The organism is Bacillus sp. AFS059628 (genome assembly GCF_002571225.1).
Taxonomy (GTDB): Bacteria; Bacillota; Bacilli; order Bacillales; family Bacillaceae_G; genus Bacillus_A.
This window is the reverse complement of record NZ_NVEC01000021.1, coordinates 1-22,912: the sequence shown is the minus strand read 5'-3', so window position 1 is coordinate 22,912 and position 22,912 is coordinate 1. Positions and strand designations below refer to the sequence as shown.

19 protein-coding genes and 3 pseudogenes are annotated in these 22,912 nt (G+C 30.7%); 9 read left to right on the top strand and 13 right to left on the bottom strand.

What is annotated here, in order from left to right:
• Positions 1 to 862: 862 nt before the first annotated feature.
• Positions 863 to 1,159 carry a hypothetical protein gene (locus tag COL05_RS08925; RefSeq protein WP_098668347.1) on the top strand — a complete coding sequence of 99 codons (297 nt, stop codon included), beginning with the start codon at positions 863 to 865 and terminating at the stop codon, positions 1,157 to 1,159.
• 665 nt (positions 1,160 to 1,824) lie between these two features.
• Here the strand turns inward: COL05_RS08925 and COL05_RS08915 are convergent.
• Both COL05_RS08915 and COL05_RS08910 read right to left on the bottom strand, forming a co-directional pair.
• Positions 1,825 to 2,235 carry a hypothetical protein gene (locus COL05_RS08915; protein ID WP_001056459.1) on the bottom strand — a complete coding sequence of 137 codons (411 nt, stop codon included), beginning with the start codon at positions 2,233 to 2,235 and terminating at the stop codon, positions 1,825 to 1,827.
• A gap of 126 nt (positions 2,236 to 2,361) precedes the next feature.
• Complete coding sequence (locus COL05_RS08910; RefSeq protein ID WP_001105579.1) at positions 2,362 to 2,580, bottom strand: helix-turn-helix transcriptional regulator; 219 nt, start codon at positions 2,578 to 2,580, stop codon at positions 2,362 to 2,364.
• A 145-nt stretch (positions 2,581 to 2,725) separates the two neighbouring features.
• Here COL05_RS08910 and COL05_RS08905 point away from each other — a divergent pair, with 145 nt between their 5' ends.
• Positions 2,726 to 3,052 carry a helix-turn-helix domain-containing protein gene (locus COL05_RS08905; RefSeq protein ID WP_000846665.1) on the top strand — a complete coding sequence of 109 codons (327 nt, stop codon included), beginning with the start codon at positions 2,726 to 2,728 and terminating at the stop codon, positions 3,050 to 3,052.
• Between the two features lie 213 nt (positions 3,053 to 3,265).
• On the opposite strand, the pseudogene COL05_RS08900 reads toward COL05_RS08905, so the two are convergent.
• Positions 3,266 to 3,580: pseudogene (locus COL05_RS08900) on the bottom strand (tyrosine-type recombinase/integrase); the annotation flags it as partial.
• 112 nt (positions 3,581 to 3,692) lie between these two features.
• Between COL05_RS08900 and COL05_RS08895 the strand changes: the two are divergent.
• A complete protein-coding gene (locus COL05_RS08895; protein WP_088083637.1) occupies positions 3,693 to 4,163 on the top strand; it encodes a hypothetical protein in 471 nt (156 codons plus the stop codon).
• Positions 4,164 to 4,345: 182 nt separating this feature from the next.
• Here COL05_RS08895 and COL05_RS08890 read toward each other — a convergent pair.
• The 3 genes and pseudogenes from COL05_RS08890 to COL05_RS08880 form a co-directional block, all read right to left on the bottom strand.
• Positions 4,346 to 4,579 (bottom strand): annotated as a pseudogene (locus COL05_RS08890) (M4 family metallopeptidase); the annotation flags it as partial.
• A gap of 240 nt (positions 4,580 to 4,819) precedes the next feature.
• Positions 4,820 to 5,113 carry an ArsR/SmtB family transcription factor gene (locus COL05_RS08885; RefSeq protein WP_098668346.1) on the bottom strand — a complete coding sequence of 98 codons (294 nt, stop codon included), beginning with the start codon at positions 5,111 to 5,113 and terminating at the stop codon, positions 4,820 to 4,822.
• Between the two features lie 1,166 nt (positions 5,114 to 6,279).
• Positions 6,280 to 7,377: an S-layer homology domain-containing protein gene (locus tag COL05_RS08880; protein WP_098668345.1), complete on the bottom strand. Its 1,098-nt coding sequence runs from the start codon at positions 7,375 to 7,377 to the stop codon at positions 6,280 to 6,282.
• 736 nt (positions 7,378 to 8,113) lie between these two features.
• Between COL05_RS08880 and COL05_RS08875 the strand changes: the two genes are divergently transcribed.
• Positions 8,114 to 8,581, top strand: a complete 468-nt coding sequence (locus COL05_RS08875; RefSeq protein WP_098668344.1) for a hypothetical protein — start codon at positions 8,114 to 8,116, stop codon at positions 8,579 to 8,581.
• A 240-nt stretch (positions 8,582 to 8,821) separates the two neighbouring features.
• On the opposite strand, the gene COL05_RS08870 is transcribed toward COL05_RS08875, so the two are convergent.
• Positions 8,822 to 10,192 (bottom strand): lytic polysaccharide monooxygenase, encoded by a 1,371-nt coding sequence (locus tag COL05_RS08870; protein ID WP_098668343.1) that lies wholly within the window; start codon positions 10,190 to 10,192, stop codon positions 8,822 to 8,824.
• A gap of 298 nt (positions 10,193 to 10,490) precedes the next feature.
• Complete coding sequence (locus COL05_RS31635) at positions 10,491 to 10,652, bottom strand: hypothetical protein (RefSeq protein WP_218937603.1); 162 nt, start codon at positions 10,650 to 10,652, stop codon at positions 10,491 to 10,493.
• A 489-nt stretch (positions 10,653 to 11,141) separates the two neighbouring features.
• Here COL05_RS31635 and COL05_RS08865 point away from each other — a divergent pair, with 489 nt between their 5' ends.
• Entirely contained in the window at positions 11,142 to 11,555 is a 414-nt protein-coding gene (locus tag COL05_RS08865; RefSeq protein ID WP_098668342.1) for a hypothetical protein, read from the top strand.
• Positions 11,556 to 11,630: 75 nt separating this feature from the next.
• Here the strand turns inward: COL05_RS08865 and COL05_RS08860 are convergent, their stop codons facing one another.
• From COL05_RS08860 to COL05_RS08850, 4 genes and pseudogenes are all read right to left on the bottom strand, one after another.
• Entirely contained in the window at positions 11,631 to 11,846 is a 216-nt protein-coding gene (locus tag COL05_RS08860; protein WP_001167047.1) for an alpha/beta-type small acid-soluble spore protein, read from the bottom strand.
• Between the two features lie 204 nt (positions 11,847 to 12,050).
• Positions 12,051 to 12,395, bottom strand: a complete 345-nt coding sequence (locus COL05_RS32270; protein WP_483861166.1) for a methyl-accepting chemotaxis protein — start codon at positions 12,393 to 12,395, stop codon at positions 12,051 to 12,053.
• A gap of 81 nt (positions 12,396 to 12,476) precedes the next feature.
• A pseudogene (locus COL05_RS32265) lies at positions 12,477 to 12,791 on the bottom strand (PAS domain-containing protein); the annotation flags it as partial.
• Between the two features lie 230 nt (positions 12,792 to 13,021).
• Positions 13,022 to 14,692, bottom strand: coding sequence for a M4 family metallopeptidase (locus COL05_RS08850; RefSeq protein ID WP_098668340.1), 1,671 nt, complete (start codon positions 14,690 to 14,692; stop codon positions 13,022 to 13,024).
• Positions 14,693 to 15,272: 580 nt separating this feature from the next.
• Here COL05_RS08850 and COL05_RS08845 point away from each other — a divergent pair.
• Together COL05_RS08845 and COL05_RS08840 are read left to right on the top strand one after the other, a co-directional pair.
• Positions 15,273 to 16,085: a papain-like cysteine protease family protein gene (locus tag COL05_RS08845; RefSeq protein ID WP_098668339.1), complete on the top strand. Its 813-nt coding sequence runs from the start codon at positions 15,273 to 15,275 to the stop codon at positions 16,083 to 16,085.
• 23 nt (positions 16,086 to 16,108) lie between these two features.
• On the top strand, positions 16,109 to 16,744 hold the full coding sequence (locus tag COL05_RS08840) for a hypothetical protein (protein ID WP_098668338.1): 636 nt from the start codon (positions 16,109 to 16,111) through the stop codon (positions 16,742 to 16,744).
• A 543-nt stretch (positions 16,745 to 17,287) separates the two neighbouring features.
• Here the strand turns inward: COL05_RS08840 and COL05_RS08835 are convergent.
• On the bottom strand, positions 17,288 to 17,812 hold the full coding sequence (locus COL05_RS08835; protein WP_072180153.1) for a C40 family peptidase: 525 nt from the start codon (positions 17,810 to 17,812) through the stop codon (positions 17,288 to 17,290).
• Between the two features lie 732 nt (positions 17,813 to 18,544).
• On the opposite strand from COL05_RS08835, the gene COL05_RS08830 reads away from it, so the two are divergent.
• Both COL05_RS08830 and COL05_RS08825 read left to right on the top strand, forming a co-directional pair.
• Positions 18,545 to 22,015, top strand: a complete 3,471-nt coding sequence (locus COL05_RS08830) for a chitobiase/beta-hexosaminidase C-terminal domain-containing protein (RefSeq protein ID WP_098668337.1) — start codon at positions 18,545 to 18,547, stop codon at positions 22,013 to 22,015.
• A 15-nt stretch (positions 22,016 to 22,030) separates the two neighbouring features.
• Positions 22,031 to 22,276 carry a 3'-5' exonuclease gene (locus COL05_RS08825; protein WP_098668336.1) on the top strand — a complete coding sequence of 82 codons (246 nt, stop codon included), beginning with the start codon at positions 22,031 to 22,033 and terminating at the stop codon, positions 22,274 to 22,276.
• Positions 22,277 to 22,912: the final 636 nt, after the last annotated feature.

Here is a 22,912-nt window from a genome sequence, read left to right as displayed (position 1 = left end):
ATAAATGTAATCAGGATTCAAAAAAATACCATTGTAATTGAAGAATGAAAACTTTGTAGGTCTTTAATTCATGAGGGAATTATAAGACAAATTAATTTAAGAGAATGGTATAAAATATAAAAATATAAGGCGCCCATTTTTATGGACGCCTTTAAAAAGATAGATATCAGGTGAGGGACTCGAACCCTCAAAAGCATATAGCTCATCAAATAAAATTTGATCGCGTCTTCCCTTCCGCCACCCTGATTAACTATAATATAAAACTTTTCTAATTAAATGTCAATAGTTATAATCAAAATATTATGCATATTCAAAAATAGTATCCATTATAATCAATACATTTTATTTTTGGTTACTAATGCTGTAGAGCCATATAATTTATTCAATTAAGATATATGTTATATTTTGTTTTCTATCCTATTGATATGCAATTTATTAAATAAATCAAATGAAGTGAGATTTTAACTTATGAATAATTTACAGAATCCTATATGATAATATGAATAGATTGGTAACACCCGATCTATTTTCAAAATGAATTTCTGCTTTTCTTGAATCTCCCTGAGACAAGATAGCTATTTTATAGCTGCCTTACCGTATGAACAGCAAATATATACACATACTATTAACGGAATGCTTTAATCATTATCATTAAAAATATTCCGCACTTTCCCCTTAAGAAAATAGCCTACGCAACTGTTCTCTTTTTGATAACTATAATGTGACAAGCATTACTTCCCCTGCTACAATCAATAGTATTGCAAGACTCTCAATAATTTCTCAATATTTTTCATGGACAATAGCACACTTTCTCAACAGTTTTAATATCTTAATATTAGATACTGAAAGGAGGTGTTGAAAAATGACTTGGTTCATTATTTTAGGATTTATGCTTATTTTAAGTATAGGCGGTTTTCATGCACATAGTATTCATATCATTTTCAAAATAGGCTCAGATACAAAACATGTACCAAATTGGTCTTTCATTAATAGAATAAACTTTCAAATATTTAAAGAATTAATAAAAAGATCAAATAAGAATAAACCTAAAGGTCTTACAATCGGAGAACTTATTATCCCTTTAAGTTTATTCAATAGATTATTTGGCAAAACGTTAATTTTTCTATTCCTATTCTTTTACTCTCAATACTTAAATTAAACGTAATATACGATTGTTAAAGAATAGCAGTCACCAAGCCTAACAAAAAATAGACCGCTCCATACAGGCGGTCTATTTTAAATCAAATCTAACTACATCAATAAACTCAAACGTGCTCTTATGATGAAAAACTGACAATATGGGAAGTGTTTATAAGTCACTAATTTTTTTGCTACCACCTTACATTTACTACATTGGTTAACTCTTTTAATTTATAAGAAAATTTCACTTGTTAGTATTCCATTTCTAAAAGTCTCTGATATATCCTTTGCCCCCTATTTCATATGAATATCTAGCCTCCTTTAAAGGATACAATTCAAAATTCATAATAAAAATAAACAAATCCTCCATATGGAGATTAGTCAGGAAAAATGATTGAGAGTTTGAGGATTCTTTTAAATTTAATTGTATTTCATCCATGATAAATAACATTCCCACTAATAAGTAACACGTTATATAACAAAATCACTAAAGGAATCTCCTTCCCCCTATCGAATTATTGTAGAGGAAAGGAGAGGAATACATGGAAATTCTAGGGTTAGACCCTCGCGCATTAGCGACTTTAGGTGCAATTGAATACACCAATCGTCGCAATAAATTAATTGAAGACTCGGAGAATAACATATACGAGTGTAAAGAAATAAAAGAAATACTCCAATCACTCCCTAAAGAGAAGCAGATTGAGGTTCTTGAGAATCAAGCTCACTTTGAAGCTGTGGCAAAGATGATTGAACAAAACAATTTAATTCTTTTAGAACAGATGAAAGCTCTACAGCTAATTCAGAAATAACAAACTTATGATTAATTAATTCTACATACGCTTCCATAAATAATGTATCTTTATTTATACCATCAGCCTCTGTTTGTACAGGGGCTTTTGTTATGCTCTTGTTCATGTTTTGAATTTGTATAGTCTCTTTCACATGTATGAATAGATCTTCTAATAAACCTGGTGTAGACTCTAACTCTTGTTTTTCTATTTCCTCTGTTACAGCACTTATAAACTCCCATAGTACTTTTGCACCTAATAGTTCTGCTAATCGTTTTTCACGCATTTCAAATGTTTTCATGTTCATGTAAATCCCCCCTATAATTTATATATAATGATAAAAACATTATAATTTTATGTAAAATTGCCTAATACATTTTCTAAGCTTACATTTCTAAAAAATCACTACAGCATCTTAAAAGTCTAACATTATTCAACACACTTCGTGTTGTTCCGAATCAAAAAAAATTATTTGGACTGTAACACCATAGAAATTAGCTAATTTTATTTTTATATTATCTCGTGGGATTCTCTGTCCATTTTCATACATCTGTAATGTACTAATACTGATTCCCACTGCTTTTGCCACCTCTTCTCTAGATCTTCCATTTCTTAAGTTAATTAGATTTTCAGCTACTCTTTCATAATTCATACATTCTCACCCCTAAAACCACATTCCGTGTTGTTAATTAGAATATAAACCGCACGATTTGTGTTGTCAATAGATTATAATTATCAACTTTTAAAAATTTTAATTATTTAACACACAATGTGTTAATATATTATCAGGTGATAGAATGAAAACGTTTGGAAATATAATTCGTGATTTAAGAAAACAAAAAGGCATTACACAAAAAGAACTTGCCCAATCGCTTCAACTAAGTGAAAGTACAATTGGTATGTATGAACGCAATGAACGTCAACCTGATTACAATACCTTGATACGTATAGCAGATTACTTTAATGTGTCTACTGATTTTCTTCTAGGGCGAGATTTTAATGTTAAAGAGGACAGAAACAATAAAGAACTAGATCAATGGTTAAATGATATAAAACTTGCTCCATCCCAAAAGCGTGAAGAATTAAAACGTTTTTGGAATTTTATAATGCAAGAAGAAAACTAATAAATTAAACCCCACCTTGACAAGGTGGAGGTCTTGAGTTCGAGGCCAGTAGGGTTCATAATTGTAGAAACCGTGTCAAATTAACGTTTGATGCGGTTTTTATTTGTTTACTTTCATACTTTATAACACCAATGGTCACAGAATTGGTCACATTCCCTACAAAAGCTGTTCTATTTTGTTAACAGCATATTCTTGCACCGTTGGTATTACATGTTAATAAGTGTCTAATGCGATTTTGATATTACTATGTCCTAGTCGCTCGACAATCACTTTCACATTCACACCTTTAGCCAATAACAAAGTTGCATATGTATGACGTAAATTATGAAATCGAATCTTTGGCACAGCCACTTTCTTAATCAAAGCATTTAAACTTCGTCTAACATTAGCAGGATTAATTAGTGTTCCAAAAGAAGTACACATCACCAAGTCATTGTCTTGGTATTCCTCACCTTGACTCAGCTTCTCTTTCAATACGACTGCTCTATATTTCTTTAGCTTTGCAACTGTTGATGCATGAAAGATTAATCCCTACTTAATCTTTTCAATCTATAAAAATTTATATACATCACTTTCTTTTAATGTTAATATACATATATTGCAATTTTATTATTAATAATTTATAACAGGAGATGAAAAGATGAAAGGACTTGAATTTTCAACTAGCCTATTATTCTTTTGGATAAAAGGTAGAGTAGACGTTGATAATAGGTTTGTAAAAACCAATTTATCCAACACATTATTAGGATTTATTCCTGCTGGCAAAGACCAACAAAACATTCCTCTAAAAAATATTTCTGGAGCTATGTTATCTACCAAGTATTTTTTCAAACCAATTATTTTAGGAATTCTAATCTTCTTATTTGGATTAGGTACTTTGAGTGATAGTTTTATTGGTGGATTAATTTTTCTACTAATAGGTATTGGAATTGCAGGTAGCGGCATTCAAACAATATTAAGAATTGAAAAAGCAGGAACACCTTATCATATTAGTGTACCATTCTTTGAAAAAGAAAAAATGCAATTATTAAATGATATTATACACAATGCTTTAGCAGATGACACAGACAAAACAGATTTAAATTTATTCTTCGATAAAAAATCACAGTAAATATTATTATATTTAAAATAAAACCTTATAATCGAATTATATTAATTAATTCGATTATAAGGTTTTTAAATTTACCCCGCTAGCAAGTTTTTCTCATATGAATAGCATGTACTTGCTTATAATCCAAAATGTTTTTTATACGTAACAGTATATAAAAGCTGACACTTTACTCTATATAGAAATTAAATATAAGCTGCTTTAAAAGCTTGTTGGACAGCTTGTACTTCAGATGAATTTTTACCATATAAGTTTGTTGCTACACGAATACAACCCTCTTTTAATTCTTTAAAGTCAGAAATCATATTTAATTCATCTGTATTCGCATAATAGAAGATATCAAACATCTTATCTTCTCCAACACCTTGGACATTTACGCCATTGTGATTAACACCACTAGCTATCAGGTAACCTACCTTCACCTCCATTGTTATCCTATGAGAATAGATGTTTTCAATATCTATTCAATGTAATTTTTATAGTTACACTTTTATTTAATTATCGGGAATAGATAGTATGCAATTTTACATGTGTATCCCTTATTAAATATTCTAGACATCTCGCTTTCTTAGCTTTATTTTTTTTAATGTGTACAATTTGTTAAACATACAAGAAACGTTTCCTGCTTTATGACGGGAAACGTTTCACATATTATTAACCTAAAAACCTAAAATTTCTACAATCTGACGAGCTTTAGTATTACCTATATAATAATGCATCTCTAATCCCTTTCTTTCTGCACGAAGTACGGTTCTTCTTAATTTTGATAGATGCTGTGAAACAGTAGATTGTGGGAGTTTTAATATTTCCGTTAACTGCGTAACATTACACATTTTATGGTGCATTAATTCACTTACAATTTGTAATCGAACTGGATGTGCCATTACTTTTAAAACATCTACGTCTTCTTCGCGGATTTCAACTAGATCTTTATCAGTTACTACTGTTTTCATTTCGCATTCTCCTTTATTATTAATTTCTATTTTTCTTATTATCCTTATAAATAGTACTTATAGATGATTACGATTTGTCCTGTTGAGAAAATATTTTTTCTTCTTAAAACAAAAAGGACATCTATCCTGAAAACAGTTTTTTTACATAACATTAATCTATGATTAACACGATTTACTAAATAAAAGCACTTCTCCTACCCTTTGGTTAAAGCAAATAAAAAATTCTGCTTTTGCCTTCCTGTCCTGAAAAATTGATAAGCAGTATCTCCTATCTCACACTCTACAAAATAATCATTTTATTTCTCAATATGGATACCTGGAATTAAAATACCAAAAATGGTAATATAGAGTCACCTTCAGTTGTCAATTGTGTCCCTTTTTTGAAAGCCCTGTCTATAATGACAAGGCTTTTAAATTTCCCTAACCCAAGATATCCTTTATATTTCGTTTTTTAGTTAACCCTAATAATATGTATGCCTCTTTTAATGTAATTAAGTCTCTTTTACACTTCTTCATTTAGAGATGCTAAATTAACAAATGTCTATTAAAAATTTATTAGACCCTCATACTACAATCATTATCCAAAACCAAAATAATACAAACAAATAAAATGCGTTTTATCACTTTTACTTCTCCCAATTAGTTTATCACCTAATTTTAAATGTATAATTCCAAAATAATTATTAGAAACACCTTTTATAAGAAGAGCTATTTTTCTATGAAATTTGGTTTACGAATGCTAATTTATCCCCATTTAAATCTCTTTTATAGTAAAAATTGATCTTATGCACAATCTAATTAATAAACTGTGGTATAACGAGTATAGAAATTAATTTTAAATAAAAAGAAGAGTTAATTTTTGATTAACTCTTCTTTTTGCAATTTCCTGCTAGTTACTAGCAATTAATTCACGAAAATGCTCTTCTCTATTTTCTTTTATAAACTTCATCGTTTCTATTTTTCCTACTCAAATTAGCTCCTAAACGTTACATTTTTCATACAATACTGATTCCCAACAGTACTATATGGAATAACTAAACATTATCTTATATACTCTATTAAAAATCTATACTACATAGAGTGAATGTTTGTTTCTATCCAATTACTTGCTTCTTTAATCGCAATAATAACTCCTTCTATCAGTTTAAATCCTTGTAAAAGGTTAATTATTCACCAATATAAATGTACCAGCCCTTATAATTAGCCGTTTGTCCCATTTTTATTTTATGTCGACCTTTATCAAATGCATATTCCACATTTACATTTTTGACCAATCGATCTATCTCTTTGTCTAGATTCAAATCAGGGTATATCATAGTAACCCATCTTTTCGTCAACTCAATAGATGGGTTATAATTTTCGAAGCTAATAGTAAAATTATTACCGCCCTTTTCATCTATACTCAATGGTCCATGCCAATCTTTATTTTCTTTTAACATTTTAGATGAAGCTAAATGTAGTACAGCACTTGTCTCCCAATACTTTATATCTAGATTATATTTCTCATTTATCTCTTTAATGAGATTCTGCGCCTCTTTAGATATAGATTTACTATACACAGGAACAATATCAACCAACGATTTATCAAAAGTGAAATCATCTGTCACCATGGATCTCGGTATCCCTAACGGCATTACTTCAGGTTGTCCCGGCTTCTCTAACTTACGCATTGCACTATATAGAAACTGTGCATACTGCTCACGAGTTACTACTTTTTTAGGCTCAAATAAATTGTTACCTGTGCCCATAACAATTTTGTTCTCTTGCAGGGCACTAATCGCCTCAGTAGCCCAATAATTTTTTTCCACATCATTAAAAGTAGTAATAGATTGTTGCTTTAGATTAAATGTTTTTTGTAAAATTACCGCTAATTGTTCACGAGTTAAAATATCATTTGGTCCAAATTCATTATCCCCATACCCATTCATAAGACCAGAACTGACAACAGCATAAATTTCTTTTTCAAACATAGTACCTTTTACATCTTTAAATTGATCTTCAAACCTATCACCTACAAGTAATGGCTGTAGATACACATATAGCAGACGAGCTACTTGCCCTCGCGTAATATTATCGCCTAATCCAAACATTCCATTTCCATAGCCAGCTATCATTTTTTTATCTTTTAGATGCATAATTGCATCATAAGACCAATGATTTGCAGGGACATCTTTAAATGCTGTATCTGCCTGTACATTCGCTAACGATGTTAATGTCGTCGTAGCAAGTGTAGCTCCTATTAAAAGCATTTTTTTTAGTTTCATACTGGAATCCCCTTATTTCTATAATTTATTATTACAAATAATTTCATTCCTACCATATTAATATTAACATAAAATACATTGATTGTTATATAGAGATATGTAATTATATAATTTCGCTCATACATTAATAATCTCTGTTCTACTTTCAGAATACCTCTAAAATAGATTCCGTTGAGCATGTAAGTAAAAGATTTGTTGATAGTAAATAAAACAGAATTTACTATCAACATTATGAAATATTTAATAGCATTAAGGTATTACATGAATTATCTAATGCTTAAACTTTTTAAATAACTAAAATTATATAGACCCAAAAGAACCCCGTAATAAGAAAAACTATACAAACTGAGCATCTGCAACATTTGTATAAAACATTTCTATTTAATTCCTTTATTTCGCGATAATGGATAAATCAAAGTTATTGGCTCTTGTTAGTAGATTCCAATTTTATGTATAATGAAATTATCGTTTTACCAATAAAAGGTAATAAGAGGTGATACAAGTTAACAAACCAAACGTATCATCGAAGTATTAAAGGATCTATTCAATGTACATTAAGATACATATATAGGATTTAAAACCATGAAATTTTATGTACAGATTGAATTACTACAAGATGGAAGGTTGGTAGCAAATGTACTCAAGAAAAAAGAGCATGCAATTTGCTTAATGTTATAAAACTACTTGATGTGACATCTGTTGAATGAATTAAAAACATACTCAGGGGGAATTTCAAATGAAAACATTTAGTAAAGTATTATTAGCGGGAACATTGGCTCTTGGCAGTTTAGCAGCAATGAATGTGGAAACACCTAAAACTCATGCTGATGGGGCGAGCGAATATTGTCGTTATATTTGCGGTCCTAAAGAAACATTAAATAATTTCACAATTCAACTTTCAGATACGAAATACAGACTGGGACAAAATATCATTCTACGAGCAACAAATGATAATACATATGATGTACATTACACAGCATCTTTTGAAAAACAATACGATACTGGTTGGAATTATTATGACGCTGATTTTCACTATGGTTCATTATTACCAGCTGGAACAAATGTATATGAAGATTTTGATGCTGAGACTGGCAATGGTGGAGCAATTTCTGAACCAGGAACATATCGCATGAAAATTGAAGTAACACATGCAGATGGACGCGTAGATACAATGTACACAGCGCCAATTATATTGGCAAATTAAATAATAAGGTTGCTTCATATCTTATTGTTTTTATTATCTATCAAATATTTATTCAAAGTACCTAATCTTTTTATTCGTATTAGGTACTTTGAATAATAGTTTTAAGGTTTCGTTCCCTATTAATAGGTATTGAAAATGCAGAACTTGATATTCAAACTATATTCAGAGTTAAAAATAGGAATACCCTCTCTTATAATTGTCCCATTGTTTAAAAACTAAAGGGATTCACTATTGTCATTATTAGTTTACTTCTTTCCATAATGACAATGCAAAAATCCAATTTGGATCCCCATTCCCTTGATAACTCTGAACTGCCTCATACACCTTATTCTCATGAACTACTCTATCTCCTGCTTTATACGCTTTACGCGCATCCCATTGTTCATAAGAGTTTTCTTGTCCTTTTGTTGTAACTGTGATGGCATCACTTTTCATTGATTCATTACCAGATGTATCGACAGCAGATACTACATACTTATATACTGTATTCGCTTGCAAATCTTTGTCCATAAATGAAGTTGTATTAGCAGTACCTATTTCTTTCATGGCCCCTCCAACTTCTCTGTATACAATATAATGGCTCACATCTACATTATCCTCCGATGGACTCCACATTAAATCAATACTACTCGTAGTGGTTCCCATACTGTGTAATCCTTTAGGCTGGGTTGGTGCTTCTGTATCTGGTTTTTCCTCTGTTGTTTTAATAACTAATGATTCACTTTTCTCAGATATATTCCCTGCAGCATCTACTGCTCTTACTGTATACGTATATTCTGTGTTTGGGTTTAATTTTTTATCAATTACACTTGTACCGACTACCGTATTAATTAGTTCTCCATTACGTAGCACTTGATATTCTTTCACTCCTACATTGTCTGTTGCGGGTTTCCAATTAAGTTCTACACTATTTGAGGTAGTTTTTACTACTTGTAGTCCAGATGGCTGAGCTGGTGCTTCTGTATCTGGTTTTTCATCATTTATTAGATTCACATCGATTACATTATAGAAAGCGTTTACAGTATCAGCTACATCCCAAACAGCTAAAATAACATGGTACCCACTGCGATCAGTTGGTACATTGATTTTATGTGATAAATTATTAGATGCTTTAGAACCATCGTGTTTTACAGTACCAATTGGCTCAAAATCTGCTCTTGTTAAAGGTTTATTTGGATTCCATCCCTTTTTCGTGATGTAATAGTGCCATTGACTTGTTGAATGAGGAGCTGTGTATTTCCAAGTAAAGGTGTTTTCTCCGCCTTTAATCGTATTCTTAAACCATCGATCAGCTGTTTGTTGATCAAGAATCCCACCAAACAGGCCTCCTGCTGAAGCAATTTTCCCGTCTGCTGGTCCACCCTGTGGGAATCCTTTAGGAGCTTCTAAACTTTGTGGTTCATACATTATATTTCCACAATTTGAATTCAGCGCCCCATAATTTTGACTGCATAAAGCTGCACGGCTACCTGGCTTTTCAACAAACCCATGTGCATAGGCATTTTGAGGAATAAGAGTTGTACTCATAATTCCCACTGCTACTGCAGCAGCACTTAATCCTTTTTTATTTGTTGCCATTTTTCTAAACTGTCCTAGAATTTTTTTATTCATACTACTAGTCCCCTCCTATTGAATTTCTTACTATATTAAGAGCATGAATGTAAGTGAAGGCTAAACACGTATAACTAAAATTAACAATTGAATACAAAACCTTATAATTTCATACTCAATTATTCATTTACCTTTATCACATTCAAATAACCCTATAGTTAAATTATCGCATATCAATTTATTAAACTCGCACAAAAATTATGACAGTTATTGGACTTTTTCCTGTAGCTCTCTTTTGTCTTAAAAGTTCTTCTTACTGTAATTTTAGAGCAACAAACATATTTCCTCTTACATTTACCTATACGAATTTAAGAAATAAATAATTTAAAAGGAAAAATAAAAATATTACACCAATAAATTTCCATTTATTTCTTTTTATTGGTTTCCCAGCATGTAGTATATAAAAAAACAAGGCAATACATGCCATCGCAAATAAAAAAATTTGATAATAATCCATCATCCGTATTCCCCCTCTATCAAAAAAATAAGAAGCCTCTTTTTGAGAGACTTCTTATTTTTAATACAAACGACATACATAGGCTAAATATACACAATAAGATTAGGATGCTGAACCTTATTGCAGCTTTATTATAGCATATAATCATTTAATTTTGTTTAATAATTCCATATTATACAACTTTATCAACATTTGAGTGTTTATTTACATTATATACAATGCACGATAGAAAACAACAAAATATTTACTTATAGAACCAACGTATATAAAAACCAGCCACCATCTCATTCATAGTTTTGAAAAATTGTCCTCTCCTTCTTTAAGAATACTTTAAACTTCGGATAGATTACCTTATATCGACACCTTATGTATGCAGAATTACATATCAAATCTCATTGAAAACCATTCTCATTGTAACTATAATAGTTTCAAGGAGTGATATTTTCACTTCCTTTTCAAATCCCACAATATATTAAAGGAGGAACTAGCATTATGAAAAAAGTTATTTTAGCAGGGGCATTAGGAATTGCAGTACTATCAGGTATGAACTTACCAGGAGCAGAGGCGCCTAAAGCGAGTGCGGCAACTACAAATTTAGACATTCAAGAAGTCACAAAATATTACTCTATGAGTTCCTATGAAGTTTCTCAAAAAGAATCATTTAATCTTAATAATGGGGAAGAACTTACAGTCTTTGTACAAAATTCCGGGTTCCCAATTTCTTATACAGTTTTTGATGCAGATGATCAAGTAATTGGCACATACAATGCTAATTCACCATACGGTCGCGTCTTCAAAGCACAAAAAGACGGTAATATTTCCGTTCAATTTCAAGCAGGAGTAAATTCTTCTTACATGAAGAAGATGAATTTCACAGCCAAATTTGCAGTGTCTAAATTTAACTAGTAGTAAAAATTTTCACTATCCTCTTTAAAGGCAAATTAAAAAGGTATATCCCTTCCGTGGGATATACCTTTAACTTTAGTGAATTTTATATTGACCAGATAACTGCTCTTGCGCCATACGAACTAAACGTTTTGTAATTTCGCCACCTACTGAACCATTTGCTCTTGCTGTTGAATCCGGTCCAAGTGTAACACCAAACTCCTGAGCAATTTCATATTTCATTTGTTCAATTGCACTTGCTGCAGCTGCTATTAAAATTTCGTTTGAATTATTATTTTCGCGAATTTGCATTTTTTAAACACCTCCGTTGAATTTGGTAATATCATGCTCTATTACCAACAAAATATGCAAAAAAATTATTTAGCCATTATATATACCTAAACTTTCATCCCTCTTTAGAAAATAGTAATCACTTGAAAGGCATATAAGACATGGCTTTCTTTTTTATATAGAATTTATAACTTAACTTCAAAAGATCGTTATTTATAATTACATTTACCCAACAATATTTTCGAACTTTTCCATTGTATTACTAATTTCAGTTTGATTATTAATCACTTCTCTTTGCAATTTTTCAGTCACATTCCTAACAATAGTTACACCATTTGTGATACTCTCTACATTTAAATTTATTTTTTTTATTGCACCATCAACATTACTGGCCAATCTTCTTACCTCTTCTGCTACTACTGCAAATCCACATCCATGTTCTCCTACTCTTGCCGCTTCAATTGCTGCATTTAAAGATAAAATATTAGTTTGGGAAGAAATGTCCTTAATCATTTGAGCGATTTCACTTACTAAATCAGTCTGTTCTTTTAAAGATTGTAACGCTTTCATATTTTCCTTAGAATTAATGTCTACCTTACTTCCTAAATCTATAGATAAATTCTTTAAATGTGAAACAACTTCTCTTGTTTGATTTTCACGATTTGTAATATCCGTTGCAATTTTTAGTACAACCTCTACTACTCCTTGTTCATTTTTAATTGGAATATAGGTAGCCTCAAAACAAGTTAAATTGCCTTTTTTACCAACTCTCTGAATTTTCTTTTGAAACTTAATTCCCTTTTTTAAATTCTCCCATAACTGATTATATTCACTACTATTTACAAAATTATAGGGACAAAATTGTTTATGTACCATGTTTTTCATTTCACTAATTGTATAACCCAAAGCTTGCGCAAAGTGATCATTTACCCAAATTACCTCTGTATCTAAGTTAAATTCTATCATTGCTAGATTGGATTCCAGTCCTACCAAAATCATTGTTTGATCTAATACCTGAGTGATTCCACTTGATGAAATATTCATAATAAGACTCTCTCTTTTTATCCATTATGCTATTTATAATGATTTATAAATATAATTAAAACTATAAAAGGACCTACTTGTATATGACAAGAAATAGGTCCTTTTATGATTTAAATTTCAAAAGCATAAAAATATTATAAACGGATTTTAAGTTACTTTACGCCCACTTGATTCCAAGCATCTTCTACTGCTTTATATGCTGCACTACCATAGCCATCATAATCAGCTGCAGATTGTAATAAAGCTGTACGAGCTTGTTTAAAATCACTTGTTGGTGTTAAATAAGTTGTTAATGCACGATAATAGATCTTTTCGGCTTTCTCTTTACCAATAGCATTGATTGTCAGATATGCGGCCTTATTCGGAATACCACTATTAATATGTACTCCACCGTTATCGCCTTCTTCAGTTGCTGGAAGGTATTGATAATCTTTCATATGAGAAGGTTGTCCATATTTTTCGGGATTTGATAAACTACGAAGTGCATCTCCAGAAATACCAGGCGTATACACAGTTTCTCCTAAATCAAAGTTTGCAGGATCAACAAAATATCCAAATACATCAGAGAACGATTCATTTAATGCGCCTGATTGATTTACGTAACGAAGATCAGCTGAATACTGTGTGACAGCATGAGTTAATTCATGTGCGACAACATCAAGAGAACCAGAAAGCGGAATAAATTCACGTCCGTCACCATCTCCATAAATCATTTGCTGTCCATTCCAAAATGCATTGTTTACATCCACTCCATAATTCACTCCAGAACGAATTGTTTTCCCTTTTCCATCAATACTGTTACGATTGTGAATATTTTTATAGTAGTCATAGACTTTTCCAGCATTATAATGAGCATCGACCGCAGGTCCTTGATCTTTATTTATCCAAGCATTATCATCATCCAGAAGACGATAGTTAACTGGATAATCTGCATCACTATGATTTACTGTAAATGTTTCAATATATCCTCCATTCATAGGCTTTGTTGTGTCTTTTAAATAGTATTTTCTCTTTACACTATCAAAGGTTGTATTCAGTTCTTTCCGATCGCCTAATACTCCATATCCATAACCTTTTTGAGGGCTATCTGCGTCTGTAACTGCATTATATGAATCTATGATTGATCCATCTTCTGCATTCACATAGATTTGCCAGTTTGCTCCGTAAGGTTTAATAAATTGCAGTTGCACCTTAAACGTTAGATAATACTTTCCGTCTTTTTCATATACAACTAAATCTGCTTTTTCATTTGTAGATTCTAAGTTTTCTTTTACTTGATCTAATGTATTTCCATCTACTTTTATTAAGGTATCATTTTTTGTAAGTTTAATATGTTTCCAAGCATTTGAAAGAGCTGTTTCTTTTGTAATTTTTGCTTTTGTATTACCTTTCAGACTTTCTGCAGCAGCTGGATGAACATCTCCATTTACTGTTGTTACCTTGCCCTCTTTATCTGTATGAACAATAAATTGTGCACCATCAACTGGCACTTTATTTACAGACCTTGTATAAATATAATGTTTCATACCTAAATCATCAGATTTTACTTCTTTCAGTGTTAGATCCGTCTGTGGATTTACCTTAAATAGTTCTTTATTTTCTTCTAAAAACTCTTTCACTGCTTTTTGAGTTTCTACCTTCTTATCAGATAATTCACCTGAAAGAAATGATGGACTTCCTTGTTCCTCATTCCAATTCTTTTGTTGCACTTCCATTTTATCCATTACTTCTTTTTGAGATGCTTGTTCTTCTGCAAACGCAGTTGAAAAAGGCGCACCTACCATTGTTCCTGCAGCAAGTAATGTAATAACAGTTTTTTTCATACATCTTCCCCCTTCAATATAAGTAAAATAAAAAGTATAATTACAAACTTAAATATACAATTACTTTTAAAATATTTATATAAATATGAATAATTGCATATTCATATAAATAAAGTAGTGTCTATTTCTAAAACAAACTCAGAATATTGGAACTAATGAACGGAAGGTAGATTTCTAAAAAATGAGTTAAGGGTATGTTTTTAAAGACTTCATCTATAAAAAACACCTGCGATTTCTCTAGGGGTATTTTTATGATTTATTATTGATTGATTCCTTTTCTATCTACTATTTTCTTATAACAGCCATATTTGACTACCTGTCTCACATTTTATGCTCCTATTTGCTAGCTAGGGAGCATTCGAGAACCAAATTTTAATTGTGTCATATTTTTTACATATTAGAATTTCAAGAGGAATTATGCGGATATTAGAATAAATTAAAATAGTATAGAAATAAAATGAAAGGGGCGTTACATCATGGGTTATAAAAAAGTAGTGTGTACTTGAAATTTTAAAAAGTTAAGTAACTTAATTTTTCGTTTTAATAGTGTTTTCAACATATCATATGAGGATGTGAGAAGATGAAGCTTGCACAAAGAATTTTAATTATAGTTGTATTTATTTTATCTCTGTGGAATTTTTCTAATGTCAATGATGTGTTTGCCGAAGAAGTTGAATTTTCAGGTGTAACTGCTCCTATCGGGGTAAATGTGCGCGATAATAAAGATTCGACTGGAAATATAATAGATGTTCTTCAAGGAAATCAAACCGTTTACTTCAATGGTTGGGAATATGGAGAGGGTTTAAAAGATTATTGGACTGGAAGTATAGATAATCGCTGGTTTTATTTTTTTAAAAACGGGAAAAAAGCATATGTTGCTTCGGCATTTATAAATGGAAATCCACCTAATTCTACAACAACTATTAAACTAAATGTTCCTAACATTAAACAACAGCAGTCTAATTGGTGTTGGGCAGGTACTTCAGTATCTGTTTTAAACTATTTTGGGCAACCAACTACACAACAGCAATTTGTAGGATATGTAAAGGGAGGCTTATACAATTATCCAGCTACTTCTAGAGAAATACAAAATGGCCTTATTTATTTTGGTTTAACTTCAACAATTAGTAGAGGAACTCTTTCTTATGATGAGTTTAGAAGCCAAATTAATAGTAATAAACCAATGATTACACTAATTAATTGGAAAAACGGAGGGAATATTGGTCATTTTCTTGTGTTAGATGGTTATTTTAAAGGTATGAATAATATGAACTATATTACCTATATGGATCCTTGGTATGGAGATCATTATCAACATAACTTTGAATCATTTAAAAATAACGATAGATTTTGGTGGAATGAAACAGTTCAAGGCATTAGTAGAGGATATTAAAAAATAAGGAGGGAAATAAGTTTATGAAAAAGATACTGAGGGCTATAATTTTAGGCTTATTTTTAAGTATTGCATTAATAAGTTTGAATAAAATTGCTGAAGCAACAGATAATTCTAAAGAGTCACCTGAAAAGATAGCACTAAAAGATTATCAAAATAGTAAAAGCGCTCTATTAAAAGACGGCAAGCAACTTTATCAAAATCATAATTTTACGTCTAATTCAACTTTAGAAATATCCACATTTTTTTTCCATGTTTATGAAATACAACAACAAAACATTATAAATAATGACTCCAAAAAGCTATCTGAATATTTATTGCCCACAGATGAAAAATTATGGTTTATTTTAAATAGAAACAATCCAGAGGGATTAATTTTTACAAATAAACAAGAGCCTATACGTATGGGGGGAGAAAAACGTAGTAAAGATTTATATGAAATCTATAGGTCTATACAAACAAATGTAAAACAAATTAAAGAAATTATATATATTGAATTTGAAGGACAAGGGTTATTTATTGTTTCTCACGAAAATGGAGAAGAAGTATATGCGAGTGAGGGAGCTTCTTCTATTTTAGGAGTTCCATCAGCCCAAAAAATTAATTCTGATGAAATCATTTTAAAAATGAAGGAAAGAATTCTCTTATCTCAACAATAAGATTAATGAAGGGAAAAGAGGATCTCATTTAGGGAGAAATTTCTTTTTAAAATACTGTTAGTAAAGTAGTTAAAACAGTAGCTGACATTTTAAAAAACGAAACCCTTAAAGAAGACTGCAAAAAAACTAATTTTACAAAGTATTCTACAGGTTTTCATCAAGTTAAATTTCCCCCTTTATTTCTTTTATGAACATGCTAAAATATTTTTGAAGGCATATCATTATTTATACCCTTCACCAATACGATAACTCATCATACTTCCCCCTTTCTATTGCTTTGTAGCAATGGAAAGGGCTTTTTTGTAAGCGGCTTTTACTTTCTTACATGGCATATTTAAGTGATTTTAACTTTTTTCCTTTGTAAAGAACTACTCATACAGATATAACAATTTTATTTTATTGCTTCTCTTGTCTTATAATTTTTCTCCACTCTGAGATGAAAAATTTAATAAATTATTGAAGATTGATAGTTTAAAGCAAATAATTATCAAAAAGAACTGAAGTCAAAATGAACTTCAGTTCTTTTTATTAAATCTTATATTTTTATTTAACTCGACCGTATCCTGCAATATATTTACTCCAATAAGAACTATTTAAACTAGCTTCACCAACTCCAGAATTACTAGCATTATAAAACTTGTTGTTGCCAATATACATACCAACGTGAGTGATACCTGACTTGCCTGGAACTGTTCCTTTAAAGAAAACTAAATCTCCTGGTTGGAGAGCACTTCTAGCGATACGTGTAGTTTTATTATATTGATCTTGTGCTGTACGTGGCAATTTAATCCCTTGTGTCCCATATCCCCATTGCATTAACCCCGAACAATCAAATCCAGTTTTAGGACTATTCCCACCATATTTATACGGTGTACCTTCATATTTTTTCATGGCTGCATAAACTTTATTAAATTGATTCGTAGTTATTGATTTTGTGGTTGAAGCAGATATCGATTGAATTGTATTTTCATTTTTAGAAATACTATCAAGTTCATCTGCAGCAGCAAAACTACTACCAGATCCTAGTATAACTCCTATTGTTATTGCACCAACTAAAATTTTCTTCATAAATTTCTCCCCCTATAATCTATTGTAAGATTTTATTCTTCTCACCTAATAGATTAATTGTTATATAAAGAGGAGGAAATATAATAAATTAGACAGTATTCTACATATTTTTTATATTTTGTATTTTTATTAATATTTAATTTTAATGTCTTTGTTTTTTCAATACATTATGAGATTAGATTAATGCTTTATGCAATAAAAGTATAAAAAAATACATAATGCGAATATTCTAATATCAATTGAGAAATAAAGATAATTATTTTATGTAAAACTTACCTTAACCATAAACTTATTTTGTAAAGCTGATAATCTTATTCTTTTCATTTTATAGCGAAAAAAATCAGTAATACCATAGAAAATCATATGATATCGCTGGTTCTTATGAGTTTAACATTTTGTGTGTTTTGTAAAGCTCGTTTTAAGATGTGTAATTACAAGTTTGGAATAAGTTCATCAAACTTGTTTTATTTTAAATGATTCAAAAATTTTATTTAAGTTAAAATAAGTGATAAAAACCATAAATTTTACTTTGAATTTATTTACATTATATTTTTTATATTTTAATATCGTTATGTGTTACTAACTAACATTCCTGGGGGTAAATAAAATGAATTCAAGTTAATCATTCTTTTTTAAGAATAATATTCTTAATTATAAAACAATTAATTGTTTATCTATTTTAGAAATTTTATGGACTAATAAATAATAAGATTCCCAGAAACGAGGAAAAATATGTTTAAAAAATGGAGTATATTTATAATTACAGCTGTGTTATTGCTTTCTCAATTGAGTTGGTTACCTCAGCTACACATAAAAGCTGAAACACCTCCAAATTCTACTGCAATTCATAAATTAATGCCTAAATATTTAGTAACCAATTTTAATTTCGATATGAATGCATCAACGGTTACTGTGGATAAAAATAACTTTTATGTTGCTGGTAATTTTCGAACAGGAAAGGATCTAGTTGGAGTAAAGTGGGAAACTAAAGATAATTATAGTCACCCTGATTTAAAATACCCAACGAAACCTGATTTTAGTAATGTTAACCTTGAATATGATTATAAAATTGAAGGCTTTACGAACCTAATGGACAGTGGGTTAGCACCCAGTTTAACAATTGAAACCAATAATGGTGAAGTTCATTATGTACGTCTTTGGAATTACGTTGTAGATCGTCCTGCGGAATCTTGGGAACTTGGTGCCACAAGAGATGTAGGTAAAGAAATTCGTTTTCCTGAAAATCGAAAAGAAGGAGCTGCCAATGGGAAAACTGGACATATTAAAATAGATTTTAATAACTTATATGCTGGTTGGACGCCATATAGCTACAACACCGAACAAAGAAAATATACGCCAGATCCCAATTGGAAGAAGATACCTGTAAATAACATAAAATCAATTATGTGGTCCGTTGTTCCACAAGGATATCAGTCTTCTGAATCTGGCAAAAAATTAGGAAAGTCTGAAAGATTCAAACTTCATTTTAATAATTGGAAAGTATCAGGAAATACATATTTAATGGATGAGCCTAAAAGTGCCCCAAGTCATAATGTGAGAATGACTGATGATTATGATGACATATATAATTTAACTCCTGAAAGGGTTGTAAGTGATTATAAAAAATTAGGGTTTAGTAAGCTAGTTAATTTTTATATAGGTGCTTCTCATTATTATGACAAAATTTTGACGGATTCCGGCGTCGAAATGAATACAGATTATCCATTTAATCAAGGATTTGAAGAGTGGTATAGGAATTACGCGAAACGTTTAAAAGAAAATAATATGGATCTTATACAATCTATTTCAATGGAATCTGTAGATGCTCCAGAGTCATGGTGGCAACGTACTTGGGATAATGTTCCTGGTACAACTGGTTGGACACCCACTCCTCATCTTTTAAGTTTTACGAATGAAGACGTAAAAGCTTTTTATAAAAAATATGTTTTAGGATTAGCTAAAATTTCAAGCGATGCTGGTATTACACCGATGGTCCAGTTAGGAGAACCTTGGTGGTGGCATAAAGAAGATATTGCAGGGAAGCCGCCTTGTTTTTATGATCAAGCTACAAAAGACCTATTTGAAAAAGAAAATGGATATCCTATGTATGAGTTTCACTCATCAACGGAAGACATGACTGGCCATGAAGACATGTTAGAGTGGTTAAGTAACAAAAATGGTGAATTTTCTTTACTGTTACGTGATACATTAAAAAATTCCTATTCTAATGCTAAATTTACTGTTTTATTCTTTACTCCTTCTGTAATTGATAAAGATCGTGTTCCACCGATGATGTCAATCGTCAATTTTCCTAAAAAACAGTGGAAATATCCAAATCTGGACTTCTTTATGATCGAGGACTACGATTACCTGATTGATGGACATATGGATAAGCACAAAGAAACATTAAAGTTTGCACAAGAAAATTTAGGTTATCCAAAAGAAAAAATTCATTATTTCTCAGGGTTTGTTTTAAATAAAGAGCAACAACATGTTTGGAAGAATATAAATGAGGCAATTAATGATGGCTTTAATCAAAAATTAGGCGAGGTATATATTTGGGCATATGCCCAAGTTATCCGAGATGGTTGGCACAGTCCTGGATTATTAAGTACCAATTATCCTGAGGGAAGCTATGGGAATCCAATCGACGTTACCCTAACTTCTACAAGCTCAGATAAAATAATATATACATTAGATGGAACAGAACCTACAGCTAGTCATGGTTCTACCTATACAGGTGCTATTCCTATTAAAGCTGATACAGTAGTAAAAGCGATTGGATTAAAAGGTTCAAACATAGTAAATCGTGCTACACTGTACTATAAAATTACGAATTACGTTAACCTAAAGAATCTTATACCTGTTGATATTAATGAAAATAAAAACTCTATGGATTTTTATTTCAAACCGGATAAAACAGGATTATACAGATTCTTTACTATGCCTTATAAAGGAAAAGAACAAGGATCAGGAAATGAATTAAAACTATATCAGGAAGAACAAAGACTTGCTTCCAACATGGATTCAGGTGGTCCATACGGTACTCATTATGCAAAAATTGAATATAATTTACAAGCAGGAAAAACGTATGTTTTAAAACTATCTAATCCTTCTGGACAAAATGTTTTAAAAACAACATTAATGGCTGAAAGTGATTTTAATAGCACGAAACAAACAGCAGAAACTGTAAACTGGGATCAAATAAAAGATCATAATCTTACATCTTTACATGATGTAGATTATTATAAGGTGAATCTTACCTCACTAAATGAACAAAAAATAAATCTTACAAATAATGTAGCAACCATCGAAAATACAAGTGGTGAAGTCTTAAAAACGATGTTCCCTGGAAATGCTTCTAACAGCTTTAAACCTACAGCTGCGGGAATATATTATGTGAAGCTTTGGAACAATAAAGACCTTAATACGGACCCAGATTTAATGAATGCACTAAATCAATTAAATAAAACGACTGACACAAGTGCTATCTTAGAATTACAAAAGAATTTACAAAAAATGAAGTTCTATTTTGGTGATTTGACAGGCTTTTATAACTCTGATTTTTATATGTCACTGATAGCCTATAAAAAGGTACTAAATAAATGGGATCCTGGTGTTGCAATTAGTGGGAAGATGTTAGAAGAAGATGCACAAATTGACGATCGTATTCGATATTATGCGAAACGTGATGTAGATTTAGGTAGGGACGCTGAAGGAAGCATCTATGAAACATTATTTGATGGTGATTTAGCAATCTTACAAGCTATGCCGATACCAGGCGAATCAGTGCTAATGCTTGGGCTATCTAAAATTGGTAATAAGTTTTTATTAAAGGAACTCCCTATCTTAGGTAAGTTTGGAAAATTAACTTATAATAAAGAAACAAAATCATGGACTTCTTCTGGTGGACTTGAATATACTCTAGGTAGTGTTCATGGGAATCGCGTGAAGCATGTACTAGATCATACAAAACCTAATCCTAATAAACCTACACATTCTGTGTTTAATGTTGATAAAACAAAGTTATTAGAATTAGTAGACGAGGCCTGGTCTAAGAAAGGTACCCATGTACCTGGCGACTCCGGTGCATATATAATTCCTATGGGAAGAATTGTAGGAACTGAAGGTGAAACTGCGGTTAAAATAGTAGTAAGACCTGGTACAAATAAGGTTATCACTTCATATCCAGTTAAAAATTAATGGAGGAAAATTTACATGAAACTATTTAGAGAGAAAGTTATTTGTCCTAGATGCGATGGGAATGGGCTAATTTATAAAGCAGAAATTAAAAAACTAAATCAGATTGTATACGTATGTGATGAATGTGATGCAACTTGGTTAACAAATAATGAAATATATTTAAACAACTTTATAGATTTTGAGACCTTTCTAGAAGAGAATTCATGTTCTTATAACGACGCAAATATTATCCGTCTAGGGTATGATTGGTATAATAAGTGATTCGATGTTTTTATATTTTTTGTTTGATAAAATTGTTTAATTAGGAAAAAACCAGTTACAAATGTAAAAACACACATATGTAACTGGTTTTTTAGTTTGACATTTTATATGTTTTTTATAAAACTCATTTATTTTAAAAAAATCCCTTCACGATTTGTGAAGGGGTCAGTATACATTGAAAGGGTACTTCCATTTTAATATGTAAAAGAAAAACTCGTATTGATAAAATTAACCTTTTTGTTTTTGCCGCTTTTAATTCACTATAAAGAAACTATAAGGATTAAATTCATCCTCTATAGAGTTTTTGTGTTCCTCATTAGACATGTATATTTGATAAATCATATTTTTTATGCAATATTGCATAAAAAATACCTGTTACTCCTGCTATAATTTTGAGAGTAAACTGTTGCATCCAACATTTTATAATCTTCTATATTCATTAATATAGAGACCCTAATTGCAGGAAAAAGGAAAGAATATTGGTAGTTCTTCCCTTTTTCCTTATTTTTTTAACTGTCTAATGATTCATTCTATAGTCTAAAATATTTTTATTAATGAAACCTGTTAAAATACAAAATTTTAGTTAGCAAACGAGAAATAAACACTTCATTATTATTTTGAAGTGACCCAATGAAA